Annotated in this window: 26 protein-coding genes; 25 read left to right on the plus strand and 1 reads right to left on the minus strand. The window is 60.5% G+C overall.

Going from position 1 to position 24,848, the window contains the following annotated elements:
- The first annotated feature begins 1 nt into the window (after position 1).
- From HY962_14340 to HY962_14430, 19 genes are all read left to right on the plus strand, one after another.
- Positions 2-673, plus strand: a complete 672-nt coding sequence (locus HY962_14340) for a class I SAM-dependent methyltransferase (GenBank protein MBI5648107.1) — start codon at positions 2-4, stop codon at positions 671-673.
- Between the two features lie 113 nt (positions 674-786).
- The gene (locus HY962_14345) at positions 787-1,887 is read left to right on the plus strand and encodes a glycosyltransferase (protein MBI5648108.1); all 1,101 of its coding nucleotides are present in this window, start codon (positions 787-789) and stop codon (positions 1,885-1,887) included.
- On the plus strand, positions 1,884-2,327 hold the full coding sequence (locus tag HY962_14350; GenBank protein MBI5648109.1) for a hypothetical protein: 444 nt from the start codon (positions 1,884-1,886) through the stop codon (positions 2,325-2,327). The genes HY962_14345 and HY962_14350 overlap by 4 nt, the downstream gene beginning before the upstream one ends.
- Complete coding sequence (locus HY962_14355) at positions 2,324-2,830, plus strand: hypothetical protein (protein MBI5648110.1); 507 nt, start codon at positions 2,324-2,326, stop codon at positions 2,828-2,830. Before HY962_14350 ends, HY962_14355 begins: the two co-directional genes overlap by 4 nt.
- Positions 2,827-3,432 (plus strand): YdcF family protein, encoded by a 606-nt coding sequence (locus HY962_14360; protein ID MBI5648111.1) that lies wholly within the window; start codon positions 2,827-2,829, stop codon positions 3,430-3,432. Before HY962_14355 ends, HY962_14360 begins: the two co-directional genes overlap by 4 nt.
- Before the next feature lie 423 nt (positions 3,433-3,855).
- Positions 3,856-5,610 (plus strand): carbamoyltransferase, encoded by a 1,755-nt coding sequence (locus HY962_14365; protein ID MBI5648112.1) that lies wholly within the window; start codon positions 3,856-3,858, stop codon positions 5,608-5,610.
- Between the two features lie 12 nt (positions 5,611-5,622).
- Positions 5,623-6,846, plus strand: coding sequence for a glycosyltransferase family 4 protein (locus HY962_14370; GenBank protein ID MBI5648113.1), 1,224 nt, complete (start codon positions 5,623-5,625; stop codon positions 6,844-6,846).
- A 148-nt stretch (positions 6,847-6,994) separates the two neighbouring features.
- Positions 6,995-8,131, plus strand: a complete 1,137-nt coding sequence (locus tag HY962_14375) for an undecaprenyl/decaprenyl-phosphate alpha-N-acetylglucosaminyl 1-phosphate transferase (protein ID MBI5648114.1) — start codon at positions 6,995-6,997, stop codon at positions 8,129-8,131.
- A gap of 64 nt (positions 8,132-8,195) precedes the next feature.
- Positions 8,196-9,536 carry a UDP-glucose/GDP-mannose dehydrogenase family protein gene (locus tag HY962_14380; GenBank protein MBI5648115.1) on the plus strand — a complete coding sequence of 447 codons (1,341 nt, stop codon included), beginning with the start codon at positions 8,196-8,198 and terminating at the stop codon, positions 9,534-9,536.
- Between the two features lie 230 nt (positions 9,537-9,766).
- Positions 9,767-12,076: a TonB-dependent receptor gene (locus tag HY962_14385; GenBank protein ID MBI5648116.1), complete on the plus strand. Its 2,310-nt coding sequence runs from the start codon at positions 9,767-9,769 to the stop codon at positions 12,074-12,076.
- Positions 12,077-12,266: 190 nt separating this feature from the next.
- Positions 12,267-13,316, plus strand: coding sequence for a tRNA-dihydrouridine synthase (locus tag HY962_14390; protein MBI5648117.1), 1,050 nt, complete (start codon positions 12,267-12,269; stop codon positions 13,314-13,316).
- 59 nt (positions 13,317-13,375) lie between these two features.
- The gene (locus tag HY962_14395; protein MBI5648118.1) at positions 13,376-14,215 is read left to right on the plus strand and encodes a M48 family metalloprotease; all 840 of its coding nucleotides are present in this window, start codon (positions 13,376-13,378) and stop codon (positions 14,213-14,215) included.
- A gap of 379 nt (positions 14,216-14,594) precedes the next feature.
- Positions 14,595-15,053 carry a transcriptional repressor gene (locus HY962_14400; GenBank protein ID MBI5648119.1) on the plus strand — a complete coding sequence of 153 codons (459 nt, stop codon included), beginning with the start codon at positions 14,595-14,597 and terminating at the stop codon, positions 15,051-15,053.
- Positions 15,050-15,271 carry a ferrous iron transport protein A gene (locus HY962_14405; GenBank protein MBI5648120.1) on the plus strand — a complete coding sequence of 74 codons (222 nt, stop codon included), beginning with the start codon at positions 15,050-15,052 and terminating at the stop codon, positions 15,269-15,271. The genes HY962_14400 and HY962_14405 overlap by 4 nt, the downstream gene beginning before the upstream one ends.
- Before the next feature lie 444 nt (positions 15,272-15,715).
- Positions 15,716-17,344: a ferrous iron transporter B gene (locus tag HY962_14410; protein MBI5648121.1), complete on the plus strand. Its 1,629-nt coding sequence runs from the start codon at positions 15,716-15,718 to the stop codon at positions 17,342-17,344.
- An 88-nt stretch (positions 17,345-17,432) separates the two neighbouring features.
- The gene (locus HY962_14415) at positions 17,433-17,993 is read left to right on the plus strand and encodes a hypothetical protein (protein MBI5648122.1); all 561 of its coding nucleotides are present in this window, start codon (positions 17,433-17,435) and stop codon (positions 17,991-17,993) included.
- Between the two features lie 15 nt (positions 17,994-18,008).
- Positions 18,009-18,692: an epimerase gene (locus HY962_14420; GenBank protein ID MBI5648123.1), complete on the plus strand. Its 684-nt coding sequence runs from the start codon at positions 18,009-18,011 to the stop codon at positions 18,690-18,692.
- A 1-nt stretch (position 18,693) separates the two neighbouring features.
- Entirely contained in the window at positions 18,694-19,068 is a 375-nt protein-coding gene (locus HY962_14425; protein MBI5648124.1) for a DUF1801 domain-containing protein, read from the plus strand.
- Positions 19,065-19,376 carry a hypothetical protein gene (locus HY962_14430; GenBank protein ID MBI5648125.1) on the plus strand — a complete coding sequence of 104 codons (312 nt, stop codon included), beginning with the start codon at positions 19,065-19,067 and terminating at the stop codon, positions 19,374-19,376. The genes HY962_14425 and HY962_14430 overlap by 4 nt, the downstream gene beginning before the upstream one ends.
- 9 nt (positions 19,377-19,385) lie before the next feature.
- Here HY962_14430 and HY962_14435 read toward each other — a convergent pair whose 3' ends face one another.
- Positions 19,386-20,036: a hypothetical protein gene (locus HY962_14435; protein ID MBI5648126.1), complete on the minus strand. Its 651-nt coding sequence runs from the start codon at positions 20,034-20,036 to the stop codon at positions 19,386-19,388.
- Between the two features lie 216 nt (positions 20,037-20,252).
- Between HY962_14435 and HY962_14440 the strand changes: the two genes are divergently transcribed.
- The 6 genes from HY962_14440 to HY962_14465 all read left to right on the plus strand — a co-directional run bounded on the left by HY962_14440 (position 20,253) and on the right by HY962_14465 (position 24,837).
- Positions 20,253-20,924: a hypothetical protein gene (locus HY962_14440; GenBank protein ID MBI5648127.1), complete on the plus strand. Its 672-nt coding sequence runs from the start codon at positions 20,253-20,255 to the stop codon at positions 20,922-20,924.
- Between the two features lie 397 nt (positions 20,925-21,321).
- Positions 21,322-21,846, plus strand: a complete 525-nt coding sequence (locus tag HY962_14445) for an AraC family transcriptional regulator (protein MBI5648128.1) — start codon at positions 21,322-21,324, stop codon at positions 21,844-21,846.
- A gap of 479 nt (positions 21,847-22,325) precedes the next feature.
- On the plus strand, positions 22,326-22,520 hold the full coding sequence (locus HY962_14450) for a hypothetical protein (protein ID MBI5648129.1): 195 nt from the start codon (positions 22,326-22,328) through the stop codon (positions 22,518-22,520).
- Positions 22,460-23,437, plus strand: a complete 978-nt coding sequence (locus HY962_14455) for an FAD-dependent oxidoreductase (GenBank protein MBI5648130.1) — start codon at positions 22,460-22,462, stop codon at positions 23,435-23,437. The genes HY962_14450 and HY962_14455 overlap by 61 nt, the downstream gene beginning before the upstream one ends.
- A gap of 29 nt (positions 23,438-23,466) precedes the next feature.
- The gene (locus tag HY962_14460; protein ID MBI5648131.1) at positions 23,467-24,294 is read left to right on the plus strand and encodes a methyltransferase domain-containing protein; all 828 of its coding nucleotides are present in this window, start codon (positions 23,467-23,469) and stop codon (positions 24,292-24,294) included.
- Between the two features lie 96 nt (positions 24,295-24,390).
- Complete coding sequence (locus HY962_14465; protein MBI5648132.1) at positions 24,391-24,837, plus strand: SRPBCC domain-containing protein; 447 nt, start codon at positions 24,391-24,393, stop codon at positions 24,835-24,837.
- Positions 24,838-24,848 lie beyond the last annotated feature (11 nt).

The raw sequence follows: 24,848 nt of genomic DNA on the forward strand, positions 1-24,848 counted from the left end.
CATGACGGAACAGGATCTCTCCTACCTCCGCTTCCTGCTGGCGCGGGGGCAAGTCATTTCAGGACCAGTCCTCGAACTCGGCGCCGGGTATGGCGGTGTGACAAGTGCGTCACTGATACTGGAAGCGGGCCTGCACTACGAAGCGACCGATCTGACGCCATCGTCGGGTGTGGCCCATGTCGCGAACTTTGAAAGCGGTGAAGGAGTCGAAACTATCCGCAGCGCGCAGCGCTACGGCACGGTGCTCGTCCTGAACGTGCTCGAACACACGTTCGATCCCATCTCCGTGGCGGACAACGCCGTCTCACTGCTCCGCGAGGGCGGAACACTTGTCGCGATCACTCCCGTGGTGTGGCCCATTCACCACTATCCCATCGATTGCCATCGCCTGCTGCCGGATTGGTATCGACGCTACGCGTCAACACGCGGACTGGAACTCGACGCCGATCTCTTCCACTACGTGCAATACGGTCCTGTTGGTTCATTCCTGGACGGCGACGGACACGAACGCCTGCCCCTTCCTGCTGAGGGGCGAAAATTTCACAGGATGTGGTCACGCGGGATGCAAAAAATATTCAATACCTACGGGCGCGGCATGACCAACGAGTCGCACATTGCGATTGGCTGCGTGTTGCGAAAAGCAGGGAACAGCGGCACGGATACACGTTCGTGATGTGTATGGTCCCGTACCGGCGGCGCGCGCCAATCCATTCCGGGTAACCTCCCATCACCCGCATACTCCACATCACTCCATCGTTTTACCCGGCGGAACGGTTCGGCGGGCCGGTGCGTTCGCTGTTCGGGCTCTGTGCTGCGTTGACAGTCGAGGGCCTCGCCGCCGTCACGGTGTTGACGACCGACACGGCGGGACCGGCCACGGGCGATCGTCTGACAGCACTTTCCGGGGTTGTACACGAGGAGTACGGATATCCGGTATACTATTGCAGAAAGGACGCCGGTGCCGATGTATCGACCGAGCTGCTCAGGCGTTTACCCCGTCTTGCGTCGGAGGCGGATTGTATCCATCTCACCGGTGTGTATTCTTTTCCGACCCTGCCGGTGCTGGCCTGGGCGCGGTATTATCACAAACCCGTTGTCTGGTCGCCACGCGGTTCCCTGCAGCTTTGGGATGGCAGGAGACGATCCGGAATAAAAAAAGTATATAATCACCTCGCTGCACTGACAGGGGATACGCGACGTATTCTGTTGCATGTGACAAGCGAGGCCGAGCGCAACGATTCGCTCGCCGCGTTTCCGCGGTTGCGCTGTGCCATTGTGCCGAACGGCATCGATATCCCCGCCCAACCGACCCAGAGAACGATCCTGCCGGATCCCCGCCGTCTGCTTTTTGTGGGGCGGCTGCATCCGTCCAAGGCCCTCGAGCGCCTGATCGACGCGCTCGTGTTGCTGCCGGATCACACCGTGCACGTGTACGGCGATGGTGAACCCGGGTATGTGACGGCACTGAAGGAAAGGGCGAGGGAGGCGGGTGTGGACGGACGATGGATTTTCCATGGCGTGCTGCCCGGGGAAGAGAAGGGCGCGGTGTTTGCAGACGCCGGCATCTGCGTCGTGCCGTCGCACTCCGAGAATTTTGGTCTTGTCGTGGCGGAGGCGCTCGCGCATGGAGTCCCTGTCGTGGCCTCGACGGGCACTCCGTGGCAGGGTCTGGAAGAGCATGGCTGCGGGCGCTGGGTCGAGAACACGGCGGCATCTCTCGCTGCGGCGGTACTCGATCTGTGTCACGCGGATCTCACGGCGATTGGCGCGCGCGGGAGGGCGTGGATGCTCGACGAATTCACCTGGAAATCGGTTGCGGAAAAAATGGCGAAAGTATATACAACACATCTCGCCGACTGCAACACGCTGGACGCCGTATCGCGATGAAAGTGTGTGTTGTATCGTCCTGCGGGGGACATCTCACCGAGGTGCGGCAATTGCTGCAGGCCTATCGGGAATACGAACACTTCTATGTGTTGAACGACGCCGCGATACTGCCGCCCGACATGCGGAACTGCACGTATTTTATCAAACACTCGGAACGCGACCTCCTCTTTTTTGTGAACTTGTGGGAGGCCTTCACCATTCTCCGGCGCGAAAAACCACAGGCGATACTGAGCACCGGCGCTGGTCCGGCCGTGCCCTTTGCACTCGTCGGACGTTTTCTGTTCGGCATGCGCGTGATTTTCATCGAGACGTTTACACGCGCCACAGCCCCGTCGATGACCGGGAAAATCATGTATCGACTCGCCCACAGGTTTTACTACCAGTGGGAGGCGCTGGGGAAGTTCTTCCCCAAGGGAACATTCTGCGGACCCTTGGTATGAGCACGTTTGTCGCCGTCGGCAATTCGAAGAATCCGTTTCCCCGCCTGCTGCAGGCCGTCGAGGAACTCGCATCGCGCGGAGTCCTGCCGCAACCCGTTGTTGTACAGCATGGTCACACGCCGTTTCGTCCCGTCCACTGCGCCGCGCGCGATTTTCTGGACATGCAGGAATTCGACGAGTATATAACGCACGCGGATCTTGTGATTTTGCAGGCGGGCGGAGGATCGGTGCTCACGGCGAAACAATCCGGCAAGATCCCCGTGCTGCTGCCGCGCAGGGCGGCACTCGGTGAAGTGGTGGATGATCATCAAATCGAGAATGCGCGCAATCTCGAAGCGCTCGGCGGAGTCGTGGTCGCCTGGGAAACCGACGACCTCGCCGCATGTGTCGCCGAGGCATTGAGCAGGCAGCAGCAGGCGGTGACTCGCCGTGATGCGCCCGCGGTGGTCGCCATGGTCGCCGAGGATCTGCGCGCCATTGCCGCGCGCGCCGCCGCGCGATGAAAAAGCCGTCGCCGCGAATCCACCTGCTTGTCCTGCTGCTCGCCTCCATCAGCGGGTACGGGATCGTCTCCTTCCCCGAATTGTTTGTGCAGTATGGCGATACACCCTGTGCCGCGGATCTGATCGTCGTTCCAGGAGGCGACAACGGCGAGCGCACCTTGAAGGCGGCGGAGTTGTACCACACCTCTCCCTCTGCCATGATACTCCTCATGGGGTATGATCACGGTCTGCTCGGAGCCGGAACATACCGGGCGGAGTGGCAGACCGACTGGCTCAGCGAGCGCCACATACCTATCAGCGCGCTCCGCTATGATACCACTGCGCTTGGAACGTGGGATGAAGCCGAGGCGGCGCTCGAAATGGCTGAGACGATACACGCGCGGAACGTGCTTGTTGTCACCGATCCGACACATGTGTTCCGCTGCAGAACAACCTATACACACATCTTTGACGGCAGCGGCATCGGCGTCCGTGTCATCGCCACACACCCATCCTGGTGGCGCGCGGAAAAATGGTGGTCGAATCATATCGCGGCAGCAAACGTTCTTGCCGAGCTACCGAAGCTGCTTGTCTACTTTTTCCGTGTGTTGGGTAGATGGTAGTTGGTAGATGGTAGATGGTAGATGGTAAATGGTAGATGGTAGGGGTGAGATGTACTGAGGGCGGTGTGAGGAGATAGGATACAGGATACAGGAGTTGGTCCCGCTCCGTCGCCCCTCGACAAGCTCGCGGTGACACAGTTTCGCTCTCCCGCTGTCCCGTCGCGCTTCGACTCCGCTCAGCGAGACACTATTTCGTTGTTCCGCTGTCCCGCTCTCCCGCTCTCCCGCTCTCCCGCTGTCCCGTCGCGCTTCGACTCCGCTCAGCGAGACACTATTTCGTTGTTCCGCTGTCCCGCTGTCCCGTCGCGCTTCGACTCCGCTCAGCGAGACACTATTTCGTTCTCCCGCTGTCCCGCTCTCCCGCTGTCCCGCTGTCCCGCTGTCCCGTTCCCCTTTTCCCGTTCACAAAGCAGAATACGCAGTATGTACATTCTCGGTATCAACGCATATCACGGCGACTCATCCGCCTGTATCATTCGCGACGGTCAGATGCTTGCGGGCGTCGAAGAGGAGCGTTTCTCCCGCGTCAAACATTGGGCGGGATATCCGCGACTCGCGATTGAGTATTGTCTGCACGAAGCAGGCGTGACCATACAGGATGTCGATCACATCGCGATCAATCGCGATCCGAAGGCAAACCTCCTCGAAAAGGCGTTATATACTTTCAGACGGCGTCCGAGTTTCGAGGTGATACGCGACCGCTTGCGCAACGCGTCGAAGGTGGGGAACATACGCGCGGATATCGCGGCGCACTTCGGACTGCGCGAGGAGGATCTGCGCCCGCGCATCCATACCGTGGAACACCACGTGGCGCATATGGCCAGCGCGTTTTTTGTCTCGCCCTACGCCGACGCCGCCGTCGTTTCGACCGATGGTTTCGGCGATTTCGTCGGCGCCATGTGGGGCATCGGACACGACAGATCGATATCGATACAGGACCGCATCTATTTCCCGCATTCGCTCGGGCTCTTTTATCTCACCATGACGCAGTATCTCGGTTTCCCGTATTACGGCGACGAATACAAAGTCATGGGACTCGCATCGTACGGCACACCACGCTTCCTCGATCAGATGCGCCGAATCGTCCATCTTCACGACAACGGTCGTTTCGAACTCGAGCTGCCGCTGTTCAACCACGCCACTTCGGGCATCGCGATGACGTGGGAGAACGGATCACCGGAAATCGGCCGCGCGTTCACACCCGCGCTCGAGGACATGCTCGGTCCGGCGCGGACAAAAGGGGAACCCGTCGAGCAGTATCACATGGACATGGCCGCCTCGATGCAGGCCATGTACGAGGAGGCCTTCTTCCACCTCATCAATCACGTGCAGGAGCGCAGCGGAACGAAAACGCTGTGCCTCGCCGGCGGGACGGCTATGAACTCGGTTGCCAACGGCAAGATCTTCGACAAATCCGCCTTCACCGACGTGTACATACAGGCGGCGGCGGGAGACGCCGGCGGCGCGCTGGGCGCGGCATATCACGTGTGGAACGACGTGCTGGGGCGCGAGCGCGGCTTTGTGATGAACGCGGCGTATTGGGGACCCGGCTACGACGACACCACTGTATCGAACGCGATAGAAGCCCGGCGGGCCGAACTCGATGCCGCCGGTGTTGCCGTCACCCGTGTGGACGAGCTTCGCGACCTCTGTGAAAAAACGGCGGCACATATCGCGGACGGGTCCGTGGTGGGTTGGTTCCAGGGCCGCGTGGAATGGGGTCCGCGCGCGCTGGGCAACAGATCCATCGTCGTCGATCCGCGACGTGCCGAGATGAAGGACATCCTGAATGCGCGCATCAAGCGGCGCGAATCGTTCCGGCCCTTCGCGCCGTCGATACTCGCGGAATACACCGGCGAGTATTTCGAGAAGGACTATCCCGATCCGTTTATGATCAAAGTCTATCCCGTACGCGAGGAGAAACGCGGCGTGATTCCGGCCGTGACACACGTCGACGGCAGCGGGCGGTTGCAGACTGTACATCGCGATGTAAATCCGCGATATTGGGAACTGATCGACTCCTTCCGCGCGCTCACAGGTGTACCCGTGGTGCTGAACACCAGCTTCAATGAAAACGAGCCGATCGTCTGCACACCCGCCGAAGCGCTCGAGACGTTTCTGCGCACAAAGATGGATGTCCTCGTCCTCAACGACTGGCTGCTCGTTCGCCCTGCCTGATTCTTTTCCTCCATGCGCATTCTTCTCCTCAACCAGTACTACTGGCCCGACATCAGCGGCAACGCCCAGTACGGCACGCAGCTCGCGGAGGATCTCGCGGCTGCGGGCATGGAGGTGCATGCCATAGCCAGCCGCGGCGACTATCTCGGAGAGCGCACGGAACCGCTGCCCGCGGAGGAGGTACGCAACGGGGTGTTCATCCACCGCGTGCCCGTCACAAATTTCGGGAAACGCCGGCCGTGGACGCGGCTCGCCGACGCGCTGTCCTTTCACATCATGGCCTTTCTACGCGCTATGCGTCTTGCGCGCCCGGACGTGATCATCACACAGACCGCCCCGCTGCTCATCGGCGTGCCCGCCGCGCTGCTCGCCACGCTGCGCCGCGCGCGGCTCGTGGTGTGGTGCCAGGACGTCTGGCCCGACATCGCCTTCGCGCTGAATCTGTTCCGCACAAAATCCTATTCCGGACGCCTGTTCCGTGTCGTTGCACGCGCGGCAATGCGGCGCGCGGACCGTGTCGCGGCCATAGGACGCTGCATGCAGACCTATCTCGTGCAGCATGCCGGACTCGACGAGCGCGCGGTCGTGTATCATCCGAACTGGAGCGATTCGCGCGACCTCCGTCCCGTCGCTCCTGAACTGAATCAATTCCGCAAGGCGCACGGGCTCAACGGCGCGTTTGTCGTCCTCTACTCCGGCAACATGGGTTGGGGCCACCCCTTCGAAAGCATCATGGAGGCCGCGCGCCGGCTTCGGGACAGGCGCGACATCCGTTTCCTCTTTATCGGCGGCGGGCAGCGCAGGCAGTATATCGAGGATACAATCCGCGACGCGGCACTCGACACCGCGCTGCTGCTGCCCTATCAGCCGCTCGACGTGCTGTCGGAATCACTCTCCGCCGGGGACCTGCATCTCGTGTCCCTTGACCCGCGACTGGACGGACTCATCGTTCCGAGCAAATTCTACGGCGCTCTTGCGGTGGGCCGGCCCGTTTTGTTCGTCGGATCGCCGAACAATGAAATTGCGCGTGTCATCGATGAGGCGGGATGCGGACAGCGTGTCGATCCCGACGACCCCGACGCGTTGACCGAGGCGATTCGTGCAGCCGCCGATACGCCCGACCTCTGGGCCTCGATGGGCGGTCGCGCGCGTGATGCCTACACCACGCTCTATACCAGGGAATCGGGCACTGCACGGTACGCCGAACTTCTCCGGGCCCTCTCGCCGGGGAGGTGAAACCGCCTGATACCGGCACACTGAAATTGCTATGGTTTTTGAGTCACCGTCACTATATTTTTGCTTTGATTCGCCGTTTCCCGCACTCTGGATACCCCGCCTTTTGTACTACTTCCCTCCGATCTCGCTGTTCCTCGCTGTGTTGACGATGCCTCTGTGCATCAAGCTGGCGCATCGATGGGGCCTGTTCGATATGCCCGATCAGGATCGGAAGCTGCACGGGCGCCAGGTTCCCTTCACCGGGGGACTCAGTCTGATATTCGCCTTTCTCACGACCGCGATTATTTCCTTCCTGTTTCCGGTTGAGGAGATCTGGCGGACGCTGCATCCGGCCGATTCGCCCATATTTGTCTATGCGCTCGAAGCCGGCGCTATCATCCTCGTGCTCGGCATCGTCGATGATCTGACCGACGTCACCTTCCAGCGCAAATTCATCTTCCAGTTTCTCGCCGCGTTCTTTGTGATCCTCGGCGCGATCCGCGGTGACGTGTATCCGCATGTGTTCGGTGTCACCGAGTCCTCGGTCATCTACAACTCCATCGGCACCGTCGTCACGGTGCTGTGGATTGTCGGGCTCACAAACGCCGTCAACATGATCGACGGCATGGACGGCCTCGCCGCCGGCACGTCGCTGATCAGTGTCTCCGCCTTCGGCATTCTGGCCTTGCTGTGGGGTGATCCCGTGCTCGCGTCGCTGTGTTTTATACTGGGCGGTGCGCTTATCGGCTTCCTCCTGTTCAACTTCCATCCCGCGCGCGTCTTTATGGGCGACACGGGCAGCATGTTCCTCGGATTCACTCTCGGCGTCCTCGGATGGCTGCTGGTTGATCGTGGTCCGATGAAGCTGACCGTCTTTTTTGTGCCCATCATCATGCTGGGCCTTCCCATCTCCGATACACTGCTCGCCTTCTTCCGTCGCATCATCAAGAAACAGAATCCATTCACCGGCGACCGTTTCCACATTCATCACATGATGAAGGCGCGTTTCGGTCTCTCGTCGCAGGCCACCGTCCTCATTCTGTACGGCATCGCGCTGATCTACGCGGGCGCGGGGCTCTGTCTCGCGCTGCTGCCCGAGTTGTACGGTTGGCTGCTGCTCGGCGTGCTTGTGATCGCGCAGGGCTGTTTCTTCCATCTGCTCGGTTATGTGCGCCTGGTATTCCAGAGCGAGCCCGATGATCTGCTGCTCGAAGCGCCGCTTGTGAAAACGAACGGCGTACACGTGAAACCGATGAACGGGAGCCAGGCGTCCAAGCCGTCGCGTTCCGCGTCGCGCGAGCATTAACGACACGTTTCCACACAGCACCGATCACCACCGCACCTCCATACACATTCATCCTCGGGACATTATGCCGCACACAATTGCCGTGATAGGAACCGGATATGTCGGTCTGGTTTCAGGAACGTGTTTCGCCGAAAATGGGAACACCGTCATCTGCGTCGACAACGATCCGAAAAAGCTTGAGAAGCTGCGCAACGGGAAGATTCCGATTTACGAACCGGGCCTGCATCCCCTCTACGAGCGCAACGCCAAAGAGGGACGGCTCACCTTCACCGACGATCTCGAGAGCGCGGTTCTCGCGTCGGATGTCATCTTCCTCTGCCTGCCGACTCCGCCGAACGAGGATGGCTCGGCCGACCTTCAGTACGTGCTGCGCGTGGCCGACGAAATCGGCGCGATACTGCAGCGGCACGCACCGCAGCCCTTCAAGATCATCGTCGATAAAAGCACCGTGCCCATAGGCACATCCGAACGTGTCACCGAGACAATTCGCGCGAAGTACGCGGGCGATTTCACCGTCGCATCCAATCCGGAATTCCTGCGCGAAGGATTTGCGGTGGAGGACAGCCTCCGCCCCGACCGTGTCGTGATCGGCACCTCCGACGAACGCGCGCGGCAGACTCTGACAGCGCTATACGAGCCCTTTGTCCTCTCGGGCAATCCCATCATCGTGATGGACGAGCGCAGCGCCGAGATCACCAAGTACGCCGCCAACAGTTTTCTCGCGATGCGCATTTCGTTCATGAACGACCTCGCGAATCTCTGCGAGATCCTCGACGCCGACGTCGACAACATCCGCAAGGGCATCGGCACCGACACACGCATCGGAAAAAAATTCCTCTTCTCGGGCGTCGGGTACGGCGGCTCGTGTTTCCCGAAGGATGTGAAAGCGCTCCTGAAATCCTCCAACAATGCCGGACATCCGCTGCGCATCGTGCAGGCGGTGGAAGACGTCAACGCCGATCAGCCGAAACGATTCTTCGAAAAAGTGCACACGTATTTCAAAGGGAATCTTGCCGGCAAAACCTTTGCGCTGTGGGGACTCGCCTTTAAACCGAACACCGACGACGTACGCGAGGCGCCCGCATACATCATCATCGACTCGCTACTCGCGGCCGGCGCGCGCGTTAACGCCTTTGATCCCGAGGCGGTGGAAAACACACGCGAGCGGTACGGTGACCGCATCAATTATGCCGCGTCCATGTACGACGCCATCGAGGGCGCGCACGCGCTGCTCATGGTCACCGAGTGGAATGAATTCCGCAAGCCCGACTGGAAGCGGGTGAAATCCAAACTCGCCGAGCCGGTGATTTTCGACGGACGCAACATTTACAACGCCGACGAGATGATCGCCGAAGGATTCGACTGTTTCTTCATCGGTCGCAGACCGGCGCGGGGACGGGTCTGACCGATACCGGAGTAACACGGTAACGGAGTTTCCGTGCCCGGGAGTATCGGAGCATCGGGCAAGGGAAGCGGTACGTAAAATGGAAACGCTGCGAAGCACTCGCAGCGTTTTTTTTTGTCCCTCCGTATCAGTGTGGCTCCGATACTGTGTGATTGCGGAACTCCGCACGCCACACGCTTCGTTATATGGCTACGACACCGAGACTCTACACCACGACCGACACCAATACAATGACACCACGACGCACCTCGATCCTGCACACCTGCGCACTACTCCTTCTGTTCGCGGGAACCCTTATCACCCCCGTCGTGTCGTGGGCGCAGGAGGCGGCGGGATCCATCAAAGGTAGTGTCAGTGACGAGGCGACGGGCGAAGCGCTGGTCGGCGCGTCGGTGATTGTTCTCTGGACGAGCTACGGCGCTGCGGCAGACGTCGAAGGCCGTTTCGAGATCCGGAACGTGCCGCCGGGCACATACCGCGTGCAGGCCTCGGTTGTCGGATACAAGCCGGCACTGCTCACCGATGTGGTGGTGGCATCCGGACGGCAGACGCAGCTCGTGTTTCAACTTCAGGCCATGCCCATCGATCTTGATGCGGTGGTCGTGGAGGCCGATTATTTCCGCAAGGACGCCGACGAACCTGTCAGCGCACAGACCCTATCCTACGAGGAAATACGACGGGCACCCGGAGGGCAGGAGGACGTCATCCGCGCGATTTCCGTACTCCCGGGCGTCGTGCAGGTGTCGGCCGGGCGCAACGATCTCATCGTCCGCGGCGGCGCGGCTTCCGAGAACCTTTATGTGATCGACAATATCGAAGTCCCGAACATCAATCATTTCGGCACGCAGGGCGCGACGGGCGGACCGCTGAGTTTTGTCAATCTCGATTTTGTGCGCGACGTGACCTTCTCGAGCGGTGGTTTCGGATCGCGCTATGGCGACAAACTGTCGTCGGTGCTTTCGATACAGTTGAAAGACGGACGCGACGACCGCATCGGCGGGAAGGCCACCGTGTCGGCCTCGCAGTTCGGCCTCAACGCGGAAGGGCCGCTGGGCGGAAACGGAAACTTCCTTTTCTCGGCCCGGCGCAGCTACCTCGATTTTATCTTCAAAGCCGCTGGTTTCGGTTTTGTGCCGGAGTACTGGGACTTCCTCGCCAAGGCGCGGTATTCCATCGACTCAAAAAACGAACTCTCGTTTTTCACCATCTCCGCGCTCGACGACATACGATTCTTCAACGACACCGAGGACCAGCGCTACAGCAACTCGCGCATACTCGGCAGTTCGCAGGATCAGTACATTTCGTCCTTCTCCTGGCGGCACCTGATGGAACACGGTTTTGTGACACTGTCGTTGAATCGCACCTTCGTCTCCTACGATTATCTGCAGACGGATTCGCTGCTCAATCCCGTCTTCACGAGCATCTCGAAGGAGGCGGAGACCGGTCTTCGCGCGGACGCGGTGTTCCTGCTGGACCGCGGCACCGAGCTGAGCTTTGGTGCGCAGGGAAAACTCCTGCGTGTGGACGGCCGCCTGAACGTGTCGCCCAATCCGTATTTCCCGCTTGCCATGACGCCGAACACGCTGTGGGACACGACCGGCACAAAGGCCTCCGCCTACGCACAGATCTCCCATCTGTTTTTCGACCGGCTTCAAGCCATCGCGGGAGCGCGTGTGGATTACTTCAGCATGATCGACAAGCCGGCCGTGTTCAGTCCGCGCCTCTCCCTCTCCTACGCCGTTACACCGCTGACATCGGTGAGTGCAAGCGCCGGTATCTTTCACCAGGCGCCGTCGCTGATCTGGCTCGTGTCCAACTCCGCCAACCGCGCGCTCGAGCATCTGCAGGTGCGGCAGTTTGTGGCGGGTATCGAACATCTGCTGCGCGCCGATACCAAGATCCGTCTCGAAGGTTACGTGAAGCAGTACACGAATTATCCCGCGAACACCTTGCGGAAATATTTTGTGCAGGCCAACACCGGCGCGGGTTTTGGCGGATCCGATGAGGGCTTTGCCGCGTTCGGCTTCGATCCGCTGGTCAGTGAGGGCAGCGGACTCGCCCGTGGTGTGGAACTTCTGTTGCAGAAGCGCCTCTCCGAAATCCCCTGTTACGGAATTCTGAGTCTGACCTACGGCGAGTCGAACTTTACGGCGCTCGACGGCGTGGAGCGGCCGGGATCCTTCGATCAGCGCATCATTGTGAATCTGAGCGGTGGATACAAATTCAACGAACGTTGGGAGACCAGTCTCAAATTCCGATTCGGGACCGGCGCGCCGTACACGCCGTTCCTGCCCGACGGCACCATCGACGCGGCACGCTACAACGGCGAGCGCCTGCCGGTGTTTCATGCGCTCGATCTGCGCCTCGACCGCCGCTGGAATTTTGCGACATGGAACCTCGTCACCTACATCGACATTCAGAACGTGTACAATCGCAAGAATGTGCAGAGTGCGCGCTTCGACTTCCGGAACCGCCGGACCGAACTCGGCAGCGGCACCATCGGTATACTTCCGACCATCGGCGTCAGCGCGGAGTTTTGAGCTAGGAGCTGGGAGTTAGGAGCTGGGATCTGGAATGTAGGAGGCACCGGCTGATTCGTTGGATGCGTGTGTCCTGTCTCCATTCTCCTGTCTCCTCACACCCATTTGAGGATAGAGGAGACAGGAGACAGGAATCAGGAACTGACAGAATCAATTTTCCGTTCCGCCGCCCGCCGATGTATCTTCTCCGATGCACCCGAACGTAAAATTCATACTCGATACAAAGGCGACACTGGCGCCGATGCTGGGCACAACCGATGCGCCATTCCGCGTCGTGTGCAGGGAGTACGGGCTCGGACACGGATACACGGAAATGGCGAGCGCAAAAGGCATCGCCGAGGGATCATCCGAGGCCTACCGCTACGCGGTGTTTGACGCGGACGAGGGTCCGGTCTCCATACAGCTTGTCGCCGCGACGCCCGATGGCGTGTCGCTTGCGGTGCAGCGGCTTGCGCCGTTACATCCCGCGTTCTTCGACATCAACTGCGGCTGTCCGGACGACCGCATCTGCGAAGCGGGGGCAGGAGCGGACCTGCTCGAGGATCTCGCGCGGCTCGGCCGTGTCATCGACGCCGCGGTGCGCGCCTCCGACGTGCCCGTGTCGGTGAAGGTGCGCATGAGCGCGCACCGCAAGGAGAACACCATACGCAGAATCGTGCGTACCGCCGAGGACAACGGCGCGGCCCTGATCGCGGTGCACGGGCGCGCACGCTCGGCCTCGTACTCCGAGGCGGCGCATTGGGAGAGCATTGCCGTGGCCAAGGACGAGGCGCGGGTACCCGTCCTGGGGAACGGCGACGTGTTTTCGGCCCGTGACGCGCACGCGATGATGCAGCATACCGGCTGTGATGCCGTGATGGTTGCGCGCGGCGCGCTGGGCACGCCGTGGATATTCCGCGACATCGCCGAAGGCAGCGAGAGGGGGATACTCGACGCGGCGCCATCCGCCGACGCGATGCGCCCGGGTGTCCTGCGGCATCTCGCGGCAATCGAGAAACTGTACGGACCCGTGCTCGCCCTGCCGCGCGCGCGCAAACACCTGCTCTGGTATGCGCGGCGTTTTGCCGGATTCGAGACGCTGCGACACGAGGTGTTTCTCCGTGAGGACTGCGGCTACCTGCGCGAAACCGCCGACCGCTTCTTCTCCTCGAATCCGGAACCCCTTGGCGAGAACGATCCGGTTTTCCTCGCCATCGAGGAAACGTTCCGGCGGCGCGTGCTGTTTTGGATGACACAGTAATTTCCTATTATCTGTATCCGAATAAAGAAATACTTCGTCGTTTTCAGAGAGGCAGGCCCATGATCACAACCCTGAAACGCGAGCTTCGCACAATCCTGCGCAGCCGCATCGCAATGCTCGTCCTCGTCGTGTACGCCGGTGTCATCGGTGCCTGCGGTGTGAACATTTTTTCCGACAAGGACGATGTCGAACTCGGCGCGCAGCTCGACACCGAGATCCGCGCGAATCCGAAGGAATATCCCATCCTGCAGGGCCATCCCGAAGTGAAGGCCTACGTGTCGGGTGTGATCCAGAAGGTGCTCGCATCCCCCGACGTGACAAAAAAGGCGGTGTATCCGTACAAGCTCGAAATCATCCACGACGATAAAACCATCAACGCCTTCTGCACACCGGGCGGCTACATTTACGTGTACACGGGACTGCTGAAATTTCTCGAGAACGAGGCCTCCCTTGCCGGCGTGCTCGGGCACGAGATCGCGCACGCCGAACGGCGTCATGCGAGCAAACGTATCACGGCCGCGTACGGGGTGCAGGCCATGCTCGGCATAGTCCTGGGCAAAAATCCCAGCACCACCGCCCAGATCGCGGCGAACCTCTTCACCAATCTCGGCTTCCTTCAGAACAGCCGCGACGACGAGATGGAATCCGACAACTTCAGCATGCTCTACTTGCGCTCCACGGACTATTACCCCGGTGGCATCAAGTACTTCTTCGACAAGATCGGCAGCTCCGGCAAGGGCGGCGCCTCGTCGCTCGAAAAACTGTTCCTCACTCATCCCCCCTCGGACGAGCGCGGCAACAACGTGAATGCCCGCATGCGCGAATGGAATATCTCCTCACCGTCGGAGTCGCAGCTCTACGTCAAACAGTACGCCGCGTTTAAAAAACGTCTCCCGTAGACGGGTACGGCGGGAACGTGGAAGGTGACACGTGGGACGTAGAAAGTGAAAAGTGGAAAGTAGAAAGTGACACGTGACACGTGACAAGTAGAATGTGACAAGTGACATGTGACAAGTAGAAAGTGACACGTGACAAGGGGAAAGACGTTGGTCGACGGGAGAGTGGAGGGAACAGGCCGTTGGATGTAGAGACACGCTGAATTCAGGGGCACGCCGCAACGGGTGCCCCGTTTTTTACTTTGCCACTTTGCCACTTTGCCACCTTGCTACTTGTAACGTGTAACGTGTAACGTGGAAACCTGTAACGTGTAACGTGGAAATGTCATTTGTTTCGCAGCGGCCTGTGCGGTATGTTTATTTAGATTAATTCTAAACGCACATGCCCAAGCGCGATATCAAGACTTTATTCACCGATTACCTTCACGAGCGTGGCCTCCGTGTGACACCAGAGCGTCTAGAAGTGCTCGAAGCCGTGATGCAGACGCCCGGACATTTTGATGTGGACCAGTTGTTTTACCGGATGAAAACCCAGGGCAGCACCGTGTCGCGCGCCACTGTGTACAACACTGTCGACAAGCTGCGCGAAGCGGGCGTGCTGGCGCAGTACCGCTTCGGCGAGAGGTCGGCGCGCTACGAGATTGCGCACAACGTGCAGCCGCATCACCATCTCATCTGCCGCAGTTGCGGGAACATCGAGGAATTCATCGACAAGCGTGTCGATCGTATGGCCCGCGATGCCGCGGCGTTTCTCGGACACGAGTTGCAGGACGCCGTGCTGCACATCTACGGCATCTGTCCCGCCTGCCTCCGCAAACGCAGTCTCGGAGGCGCCGCATGACACTCGGTGCAGTGCGCCGCGGCGGACGCGTGCGTGTTCTCCGGCTGCCCGACGGAAGTTTCCGCGCGCAGCTCATACGCATCGGCATCATGGAAGGCGCGGAACTCGAATGCCTGGAGCGTCTGCCCGGCGGCACGCTCGTGCTTGCACACAGCCGCCAGGAAGTGGCGCTCAGCGCGGAACTCGCGGCCTCCATCACCGTCTCTCCCGTCGAGTGACGTTCGAACATTTCCATGAGCTCTCCCATACACGATACACATAACGCGCCTCCGCGCGCGGAACATCGCGACCACCGCCATCGACGTGAAGAACGTGTGCTGCTCGACGGCTCGCCCCGCCCGCGCCTCGTGCTCGCGGGCAATCCCAACGTCGGCAAGTCGGTGGTCTTCAACTATCTCAGCGGCCTCTACGTCGACGTGTCGAACTTCCCTGGCACCACCGTCGAAGTGTCGAAGGGCAGCTACCTCGATTACGACATCTTCGACACGCCCGGTATCTATGGCGTCTCCTCCTTCAACGACGAGGAAACCGTGGCGCGCGACATCGTGCTCTACGCAGATGTTGTGATCAATGTCGTGGATGCCGTCCATCTCGAACGCGATCTGTTTCTGACACAGCAGCTCATCGACATGGGCAAACGTGTCGGTCTCGTGGTGAACATGATGGACGAGGCGCGCCACCGCCGGCTGCACATCGACCTCGAGGCACTCTCGCGTGATTTGGGGGTGCCCGTCATTGGCGCCGTCGCCACACGCAGAGAGGGACTCGACGGACTCCACGACCTCATCACCCGCGCCTGTGAAGGAAATGTGGATCGCGGACTGCACACGGATCTGCACCACATGCTTTCCGCCGTGGGGTCGCAGGCCGAAGCACTCATGGTTCTGGAAGGTGATGCGGCCGTTGCAGCGCGTCACGGCATCGCTCCCGCCGAGGCCGCGCGACGCGAGGAAGTGTACATCGCGCGTCGCAACCGCGTGAATCAGATCGTCGCCCGCTGTGTCGCCGACGCCGGCGCGGGAAGACAGCTATCGTCCGCCCTGGGCCGGCTGACCGTGAGCCCTGTCTACGGCATTCCCGCCCTGGCCGTGATCCTGTTTCTCGTCTATCAGTTTGTGGGTGTATTTGTCGCGCAGGACGTGGTGGGTTTCACCGAGGTCACCATCGGCAACCGTATCGTCGATGTGGCGATCAAATCACTCGTCGCGCGCAACTCCTCCACGCTCCTCACCATCGAACGTGTCAACGACAACGACGACGTGATCGCCACACGCTCCTTCGACTTTCCTGAGGGCAGCAACGCGCGGCACTCTGTGTGGGAGGAGGCACGCGACTTCGCCGGCGGACATGACGCGAACTGGAATTTCACCTTCCGCAATCCCTGGGTTGCCGTGTTCTTCGGCGAGTTCGGCGCGGTCACGATGACGTTTACGTATCTCATCTTTCTTCTCACACCGCTCGTCATCGGATTCTACCTCGCCCTGTCCGTGCTCGAGGACAGCGGCTACCTGCCCCGGCTTGCGACGCTGGTGGACCGCCTCCTGCGCTTCATCGGCCTGAACGGACGCGCGGTCATTCCGTTAATCCTCGGTTTCGGCTGTGTGACCATGGCCACCATCACAACGCGCCTGCTCGGGACGCAGCGCGAAAAAACCATCGCCACCACCATCCTTCAGCTCGCCATCCCGTGTTCAGCGCAGCTCGGTGTCATCGCCGCCCTCCTCGCCACCGCGGGTCCCGCGGCCACGGCAGTGTATTCCGCAGTCATATTCAGTTTCCTCGTCGCCGTGGGCACGCTGCTCAGCCGCGGAATCCCCGGCGAAACCTCGGCCCTGCTGCTCGACCTGCCGCCGCTGCGCCTTCCGCGCATCGGCAACGTGATACAGAAGACCGGCTACAAGACCTACTTCTTCCTGAAGGAGGCGAGTCTGTGGTTCTTCATCGGATCACTTGCCGTGAGCATCCTGCAGGTGACCGGAGCCCTCGTCGCCGTGCAGGACGCGCTGCAGCCGCTGGTCGTCACCTGGCTCAAACTTCCGAAGGAGGCCGCCATGGCCTTCGTCATGGGGCTGGTGCGGCGCGATTTCGGCGCGGCCGGACTGTACGACATGCATCTATCACCCTATCAAACCGTCGCCGCGCTCGTCACCATCACGCTGTTTGTGCCCTGTATCGCGTCGCTTATGGTGATGCTCAAGGAGCGCGGCGTGCGCGAGGGGATGATCATTTGGATTGGAAGTCTGGTGCTCGCGCTGCTCATTGGGGGAATCGTGGCGCAAGCGCTGGTGTGACCCGCGCGCTGCCGCGATCGAGGAAATACAACACCGGCGGTCCGCCGCCACAGAATAAGACCTCCGTATCCGGAATTCCGCACCGAGTATGATGCCGCACTCCTTCCATCACGCGCCGTTGCATGCAGCGCGCTTTGCCGTATCCCTGTGCCTGGTGATGCTCACCGGGCTTCCGAGCCGCGCAGACTCCCAGGATTTTGATCCCATCGTGTTTACCGCCATGATGAAGATACAACAGGACTGGGCGCCTGGGACCGTGGCGGCACCGGACGGGACGCTTCATTTTTTCCGCGACTCGCTCTACAACTACGAGCGTGTGGTGGGTTTCACACATGTGACGCGTGATACCGCCGCGGACGGGTGGAGCGTCGCTCTCGACTATGATGCCGACCGCTTCGGCTCGCTGAAGCTCTCGCGCATCCGCGGCGTTAAACGTATCGATGCGGCCGACACGTCCGCTGCATTCGGCGCGCTGCTGCATCGCATCGAGTCGGTCCTCGAAAAACGAATCATGAACCGCCGCCGAGTATCCTCAGCACACGTCGAGTGGATATGGACGCCGCGCGCGGGCTACCTGCTTGCCGCCCGCCTTGCCACCGACGCCCGCGGCACAATCCTCCTCCTCTTCGATCTGCATCATGGAAACTGACACGGAAGGCGGCGCATGAACATTCGTGTTATCATCTTCGGCGCATCGGGCATGGTGGGGGAAGGGGTGCTGCTCACGGCCCTTGCAGCCGAACGTGTGCAATCGGTGCTGGTTGTAGGGCGGCGGACCTGCGGCGTGGCCCACCCCAAGCTGCGGGAGATATTACACGCGGATATCTCCGACCTTCGTCCACTTGAGGAACAACTGCGTGGATACGACGCATGTTATTTCTGCTTGGGTGTGTCGTCGGTGGGCATGAAGGAGGACGCATACACGCGCGTCACCTACGATCTGACGATGTCTGTCGCCACGCTGCTCGCGCGCGTGAATCCCGGCATGACTTTCTGTTACGTGTCGGGCCAGGCGACCGATGGAACCGAACAGGGCCGTCTCATGTGGGCGCGCGTGAAAGGGCGTACCGAGAATCATCTCTCTGCATTGCCCTTCCGCGCCGTTCATCATTTCCGGCCCGGACTTATGAAGCCCGTACCGGGACAGCACAACGTAAAACTCCTGTTCCGCATCGTTGCATCGCCATACCCTCTTTTGCATGCAATATTTCCGAAGTCCGTCTGCAGACTCGCCGATCTCGGCCGCTCGATGATCAACGTGACACTGTACGGCTCGGAGAAGCGCGTGCTCGAGAATCCCGACATCACACAACTCGCGGCTCACCCGCACACAAACGAAAGTACGTGAGATGAAAGCTCCCGCGGATACTCCCACAACGATCGACGAATACATCGCCGGCTTTCCCCCGGAGGTGCGGCCGCTGCTCGAGAAGGTGCGCGCAATTATTCGCGCGGCCGCACCCGATGCCGTCGAGACGATCAAATACCAGATCCCGACCTATGTGCTGAACGGGAATCTTGTACACTTCGGTGGTTTCAAGAAACACATCGGTCTGTACCCCGGCGCCGAAGCCACAACCGTGTTTGCACAAGATCTCGCGGCGTATAAAACCTCTAAGGGTGCGATTCAATTCCCGATCGACGCGCCGATACCCACCACGTTGATCCGGCGCATCGTGAAACATCGCGTGAAGGAAGCGCGCGCAAAAACAGGAAAGAAATGAGCTACTACTGGCGCGCGTCTGATATCCCCGGCTGGTCGCGTCTGAGCCGTGCCGAACGCAGCCACCTTCTCATGGCGGCACGAAGCGCGGCATGGACTCGTGGACGCGTGTGGGCGGGTATTCTCGTCTTTGCCGTCGGTGCGGCGCTCGCTCTGGGTAACATTGTGGATCCCGCGAGCGGCCTGTGGATCGTGATCCTTCTCGGCATCCTGATGGTGGGGAATATGGCGGCCGTGGTGCAGGCGGAACTCGTCGCGCGAATACCCGAAGACGGAAAGGCGAAGCGCGAGACCGGTCGTTCACACTGATCCGGCGGTTCAGACCACGCTGCGGTGTTTCTCGATCCACCAGGCCCAGGGAATAAAAAGCCAGAGGAGCAAGCCCGCCCAGCCGATGGCGTCGACATTGGGCGGCGGTGGACCGAACACGTTTACGACATAGATCACGGCCAGAAAAGCCAGCATGCCGTACAGCGCCGCGGTACCGGTACCGTCCTTCGCCTTTGTGGAACGCTGGTACAGGGCGGCTCCCACGACAAAGAGCAGGCACTCGACAACGATGGTCGCCGCGACGTTGTTCCACAAGCCGAGGCCGATGTGAATGTCGGAGCCGGGCGCAAGCGGCAGGTCGGGCCTGTGTGACAAGACGTCGAGCAGCCAGTGGCTGAACACGACGAGCCCCAGCACAACGGCGTCGCGCACGCGGCGGTAGGCGGTCCACACGCCCGCACCTGCAAGCAGCGACCACATCAACGCCGCGAGAAAGCTGTGCGTGTAGGGATAGTCGTAGAAGTCCAGCGGAGTAAACGCCGTGTCGCCCGGAGCGATGCGCACATGTTCCAGACCGAGCAGCAGAAGCATGGGCCATATCAAATCCACGAGCTGCGCGGCGAGGATCAACCGCGCCAGCGAAATCCTGGGAGCCGCACCCTTCGCGGCCAGCGCCACTGCGTAGTGTCCGAGAAACATGGGGAGTCCTTCCTGTGAGATGAATCGGAAAAATACCCCGCGACAAGAAAAATCCAATGCGTCATGTTCCACTTCAGTCAGTCGTCCTGCTGCATGCCGAGACCCGGCACGTTGATACTTCGACCCGGGCGGATGTAGTTTGCACGTGCCTTTTTTGATGCCGATGTCACCTTTCATGTACCGGTTCCGGTATCCTTCCGATCACCTCTCGCACGCATGGGAGCCATGAAACTCTGTCCCAAAATCATTCTTGAAGGCACACGACTCACGCACAAGACCGACCTGGCGTTTGCACTCAACGAACATCCGCGATGTGTCGGACCACGCCGCTACCGCTACCATTCGCCGTTGATATCCGCCGAGTGGTGCGCATTCACAAATGTGCCCTGGGGCAGGGGACTGATCAACTTTGCGCCGGAGGAGGAGGCGCAGGCGATGGAGACGTACGAGACGTGGGTGCGCCTCTTCGAACTGCAGAAATACTACTCGTGGATTGTGGACCGCTTCCACATCTCCACGCAACTCGTGCAGTGGCGCCAGTACGGACGACGTTACAACTTTGCCTGGCTCGAGGAGCGACTCAAGCCGCTGGGATTCCGGCTTGTGTTCTGCGTGCGGTCGCCCGAATCTTTCGAAGCCGCGCGCGTCGAGCGCCTGAAGGTGTCGGGCAAACCCTCGCAGTACGACGACGTGAATCAATTTATCGAAGAGCAGGAACAGCTTCGTGAACTCATCGCGGCTTCCGCGCTTCCGTCGTTCACCATTGATGTATCCGATGGAGACATCCCGCGCGTCGCGGACGCAGTTGCGGACTGGCTCGAACGGACAGGCGGGTTGACCATGGGTCCTGAAGCGGAGCCGGCTCCAACCCCACGGCCGGCCGGCTGACCGCGCTTCTGCACGTCGTCACGGTACGACGCTCCGAATCGGCCGGAGTCCTTGATGTGACGCTGTGGCGTGCCGCCATTGCGTCAGCGTGTGGAATTACGTAGCTTCGGACGACAGTATCTCCTCCAGTATCACGACGCGCCATTGTCACGTGTTCCCGCAGGGATCGCGTGTACGTGTTCTCCAATGCACCAGAGTGTGAGACTTCACGGGATGTGTGTTCTCCGAGTACCGACGCACCCACAGCGCTGTTCCATCGCTTGACACGGAGTTGGAATGACAGATTTTCGCCAAAGCAGGGAGGCGACCACGCCTGATCGTATGGCAACGGAATGCAAAGTTTGCACGATCGATGGAAAATGTGATTGTCTCCGGGGGCCGGAGTGGGCACATTACCATGCTTTTCGGCAGAGCCTCCACCACATCCGGTTTTTCGAAGGACGATTCCATGCTCATCGCCCCCAGCCGTTTCACACGCGGCCGAGCGATGCTGCTTGCAGGAATACGCAGGCAGCATCTGTACGCAGATTCGTACAGGACAATACCTCGTCAATGGCAGGACTTTGCATGCCGCGACGATATTCCATCGATTAATCCCGCCATCCGCTACGGGGTGGTGTGCGGCAGCAGGGCGGAGGGTTTCGAATACATGTGTGCCTCCGAAGTTGAGAGTTTCGATACACTCGCACCTGAACTCGGACGTATGCGCATTCATGAACAGCGGTACGCGGTGTTCGAGCATTTTGGTCATATGTCCGCGCTGCGGCATACATGGGAACTGATCTTCCGCGACTGGCTGCCGCATTCCGGGATTACCCCGGTGCAGGTGCCGGATTTTGAACTCTATGATGAACGATTCGACGTGGAAAGCGGCAGCGGCCTGGTTGAGCTGTGGTTCCCGGTGGCTGAATCGGGAAAGTAGTACCTCTCACCCGGTGGCATGCCGCGTGCGTCCGCGTTTCACGGCGGATGCATCACATAGCGTACGCTGTATTGTCCCGGGAGACGATGCGGCGGGTGGCACTTGACATTTCGACCGTTCTTCGATAGTTTCCTGTGTAACGTTTATTGAATGGTTCGGATAGAAAAATCCGATATCGAACCCTGACGGTGCTGCGGGCGTGGTATTTGGAAGCAGGAACCCCGCCTGCTTTCTCCGGGAATGCCCAACCTGCACCCCCACTCCGCTTTCAGCGCGGCATACGGATGTCGCACACGAAGCGGTGTCAGCCCTGGAGAGACGATGTACGCACATACCGGCGATACCACGGTATCCCTTCTATTGCAGTACCTGCCCGCGGGTGTGGTGGTTCGCGCACCTTTCGTACAAATCCTCTCGCGCGGATAGTCACCTCCTTTCCTGAATGACGCGTTGTGGAGGTGAACTCCGCGTACTGTACCATGATGGGATATCAACGCGACAAACTGATCGGCCATACACCGCGCGAACTGGAATTCTGGGCGGATCCGCGCGCGAGGACGGCCGCTTCATCCGCTTCAACAACGTCACATCCTCAGGAATCCGGCGGCACGATATGCTCGAAGAAAAGATCACTACGGACGTCCTTGTCGTGGGCGCAGGCATCGCCGGACTGACGGCCGCAACACTCCTGCACGAGCGTGGACTTGCGGTGCTCATAGCGGACAAGGCAAGGGGCGTGGGCGGGCGTATGTCCACCCGGCGTCTCGGCGGCGCGATATTCGACCACGGGGCCCAGGTGCTCTCCGCCACGGGAAGCGAATTTTCCACCGCCCTGCGCGCCTGGTCGCGCCTGGGGTTGCTGGACGAATGGTTCACCGACACACGCGAGGATGTCACATGCTGGCGCGGAGTGCCGGCAATGACGGCCGTGCCGAAACATCTCGCGGAACATCTCGACCTGCTGCTCGAAACAAAAGTGGTCGCGCTGCACAACGCAGCCGGCGGCTGGTCCGCGGAAACGGCGGACGGCCGGTCTCTGCACGCGAAGGCGGTGCTGCTCACCACCCCCGTGCCGCAGGCCCTCGAACTTCTTGCGGCAGGCACGTGCGACGTATCCGCGGCCGACCGCGCCGCGCTCGACGCGGTGCGCTACGAGTGTTGTATCGCCGTCATGGCGGTGTTGCGCGACGTGTCGCGCATTCCCGCGCCGGGCTTTCTCGTGCCGGACAGGTGTCCCGTCTCGTGGATCGCCGACAATCAGCAGAAGGGTATTTCAGACGTGCCCGGCATCACTGTGCACGCAACCCCCGAGTTCAGCCGCGACTGTTGGGGGGAGGACCGCCGCGAAATCGGCCGCGCACTGCTCGAGCATTGCGCGCCCTGGATCGGATCCGAGAGTGAGGAGTTCCAGGTGCACGGCTGGCTCTACAGCAAACCGACACATTTCTCCGACGGCGCTTTCCGTGTGCTGCACACGTCGCCGCCTCTGCTGATCGCGGGCGACGCCTTCGGCGGACCACACGTCGAGGGCGCGGCATTCTCCGGCCGCAGCGCCGCGGGCGCCCTTGTCCCGCTGCTGCACACACACTGAACACCGTCACCATTTCACAGAGAACTCCCATGAACGATACACTGTCGCTGCTGCGGAAGCCCGAGTTCCCGCGATCGAACACCTACGATCCGCAATGGATGCTCGAGAATCAGATGGGGCCGAATGCCGTGTGGCTCTGCGAATGGCTCACGGAAGCCATGCACCTCGAGCCGGGCATGCGCCTGCTCGATCTGGGCTGTGGCAAGGCGCTGAGCAGCATCTTCCTCGCAAAGGAATTCGGCGTGCGTGTGTGGGCGGCGGACCTCTGGATCGCCCCCGATCACAACTGGCGGAGAGCCACGGAAGCCGGCCTTACCGACTCCGTCTATCCCCTCCGCGCCGAGGCGCACGCGCTGCCGTTTCCTCCGGACTTCTTCAACGCCGTCGTCTCGATCGACGCCTACCAATATTTCGGAACCGATCTGTTGTACCTGCAATACCTCAGCCGTTTCGTGCGCGCGGGCGGGAGCATTGGCGTGGTTGTCCCGGGTTTCATGCGGGAGATTACGGAAGTGCCCGCACATCTCGCGACTCCCCAGTCGAACGGGAAGGTGTTTTGGGAGGACGATCTCTGGAGTTTCCGCACGGCCGCTCAGTGGCGCGCGATCTGGGAACGCAGCGCAGGCGTACATTCTGTGCGTGTCGACACACTCCCGGACGGATGGAGGCACTGGAGCGATTTTGAACGCGCCCTCGAACGCAGTGGTAAAAGTGTGTTCCCTTCCGATGCCGAAGCACTGGAAGCGGACGCGGGGCAGACCATCGGATTTCATCGCGCAGTGGCGATACGCGCCGACAAGGCGGGCATGAATCTCTACGACACGTCCATCGGTCTGACGGTGGGTGTGGATACGTGACCGGGTGAGCATGGCGGCGCGGGTATTTGACGTGTGACGGGTTGCGCCGTATGTTAATCGACAATCCCTCTCTCGTCACCTGATGAAAGCTGCACTATGCACACATTAGAATTTACGGTGCTCATCGACGCGTCCCCGTCCACCGTGTGGAATACGATGCTGCAGGACAAGACGTACCGCCTGTGGACAGCCGCATTTACTGAAGGATCGCACTATGTCGGTTCGTGGGAACAGGGGGCCCGGATTCAATTTCTGGATCCGAAGGGCGGTGGCATGACGGCCGTCATCGCCGAGAACCGGCCATATGAATACATCTCGATCAAAATGCTCGGATATATCGAAAACGGGGTGGAGGATACGGAAAGCGAGGCCATCCGCGCCTGGGCGCCCGCCTACGAAAACTATACATTCACTCCGCGGGGCGCATCGACCGAACTGCGTATCGACGTGCAGGTCACGCCGGATTTTGTCGATTACATGCAGGACACCTACCCGCGCGCGTTGGAAATTCTCAAATCCCTCTGTGAACAGTCCGGCTCGTGACACGCGGCCGC

It is taken from the genome of Ignavibacteriota bacterium (assembly GCA_016218045.1).
Lineage (GTDB): Bacteria > Bacteroidota > Ignavibacteria > SZUA-365 > SZUA-365 > JACRFB01.

What these genes read in the sequence shown, in the direction of transcription:
- HY962_14435 (MBI5648126.1), bottom strand. Translation starts at nt 20,036, where the DNA reads ATGTTTCTCGGACACTACGCAGTGGCGCTGGCCGCGAAGGGTGCGGCT.
- HY962_14410 (MBI5648121.1), top strand. Translation starts at nt 15,716, where the DNA reads ATGGACGAGGCGCGCCACCGCCGGCTGCACATCGACCTCGAGGCACTC.
- HY962_14455 (MBI5648130.1), top strand. Translation starts at nt 22,460, where the DNA reads ATGCTCGAAGAAAAGATCACTACGGACGTCCTTGTCGTGGGCGCAGGC.
- HY962_14440 (MBI5648127.1), top strand. Translation starts at nt 20,253, where the DNA reads ATGGGAGCCATGAAACTCTGTCCCAAAATCATTCTTGAAGGCACACGA.
- HY962_14415 (MBI5648122.1), top strand. Translation starts at nt 17,433, where the DNA reads ATGATGCCGCACTCCTTCCATCACGCGCCGTTGCATGCAGCGCGCTTT.
- HY962_14420 (MBI5648123.1), top strand. Translation starts at nt 18,009, where the DNA reads ATGAACATTCGTGTTATCATCTTCGGCGCATCGGGCATGGTGGGGGAA.
- HY962_14340 (MBI5648107.1), top strand. Translation starts at nt 2, where the DNA reads ATGACGGAACAGGATCTCTCCTACCTCCGCTTCCTGCTGGCGCGGGGG.
- HY962_14385 (MBI5648116.1), top strand. Translation starts at nt 9,767, where the DNA reads ATGACACCACGACGCACCTCGATCCTGCACACCTGCGCACTACTCCTT.
- HY962_14355 (MBI5648110.1), top strand. Translation starts at nt 2,324, where the DNA reads ATGAGCACGTTTGTCGCCGTCGGCAATTCGAAGAATCCGTTTCCCCGC.
- HY962_14405 (MBI5648120.1), top strand. Translation starts at nt 15,050, where the DNA reads ATGACACTCGGTGCAGTGCGCCGCGGCGGACGCGTGCGTGTTCTCCGG.
- HY962_14465 (MBI5648132.1), top strand. Translation starts at nt 24,391, where the DNA reads ATGCACACATTAGAATTTACGGTGCTCATCGACGCGTCCCCGTCCACC.
- HY962_14450 (MBI5648129.1), top strand. Translation starts at nt 22,326, where the DNA reads ATGATGGGATATCAACGCGACAAACTGATCGGCCATACACCGCGCGAA.
- HY962_14390 (MBI5648117.1), top strand. Translation starts at nt 12,267, where the DNA reads ATGCACCCGAACGTAAAATTCATACTCGATACAAAGGCGACACTGGCG.
- HY962_14375 (MBI5648114.1), top strand. Translation starts at nt 6,995, where the DNA reads ATGCCTCTGTGCATCAAGCTGGCGCATCGATGGGGCCTGTTCGATATG.
- HY962_14395 (MBI5648118.1), top strand. Translation starts at nt 13,376, where the DNA reads ATGATCACAACCCTGAAACGCGAGCTTCGCACAATCCTGCGCAGCCGC.
- HY962_14430 (MBI5648125.1), top strand. Translation starts at nt 19,065, where the DNA reads ATGAGCTACTACTGGCGCGCGTCTGATATCCCCGGCTGGTCGCGTCTG.
- HY962_14370 (MBI5648113.1), top strand. Translation starts at nt 5,623, where the DNA reads ATGCGCATTCTTCTCCTCAACCAGTACTACTGGCCCGACATCAGCGGC.
- HY962_14350 (MBI5648109.1), top strand. Translation starts at nt 1,884, where the DNA reads ATGAAAGTGTGTGTTGTATCGTCCTGCGGGGGACATCTCACCGAGGTG.
- HY962_14400 (MBI5648119.1), top strand. Translation starts at nt 14,595, where the DNA reads ATGCCCAAGCGCGATATCAAGACTTTATTCACCGATTACCTTCACGAG.
- HY962_14445 (MBI5648128.1), top strand. Translation starts at nt 21,322, where the DNA reads ATGCTTTTCGGCAGAGCCTCCACCACATCCGGTTTTTCGAAGGACGAT.
- HY962_14365 (MBI5648112.1), top strand. Translation starts at nt 3,856, where the DNA reads ATGTACATTCTCGGTATCAACGCATATCACGGCGACTCATCCGCCTGT.
- HY962_14380 (MBI5648115.1), top strand. Translation starts at nt 8,196, where the DNA reads ATGCCGCACACAATTGCCGTGATAGGAACCGGATATGTCGGTCTGGTT.
- HY962_14425 (MBI5648124.1), top strand. Translation starts at nt 18,694, where the DNA reads ATGAAAGCTCCCGCGGATACTCCCACAACGATCGACGAATACATCGCC.
- HY962_14460 (MBI5648131.1), top strand. Translation starts at nt 23,467, where the DNA reads ATGAACGATACACTGTCGCTGCTGCGGAAGCCCGAGTTCCCGCGATCG.
- HY962_14360 (MBI5648111.1), top strand. Translation starts at nt 2,827, where the DNA reads ATGAAAAAGCCGTCGCCGCGAATCCACCTGCTTGTCCTGCTGCTCGCC.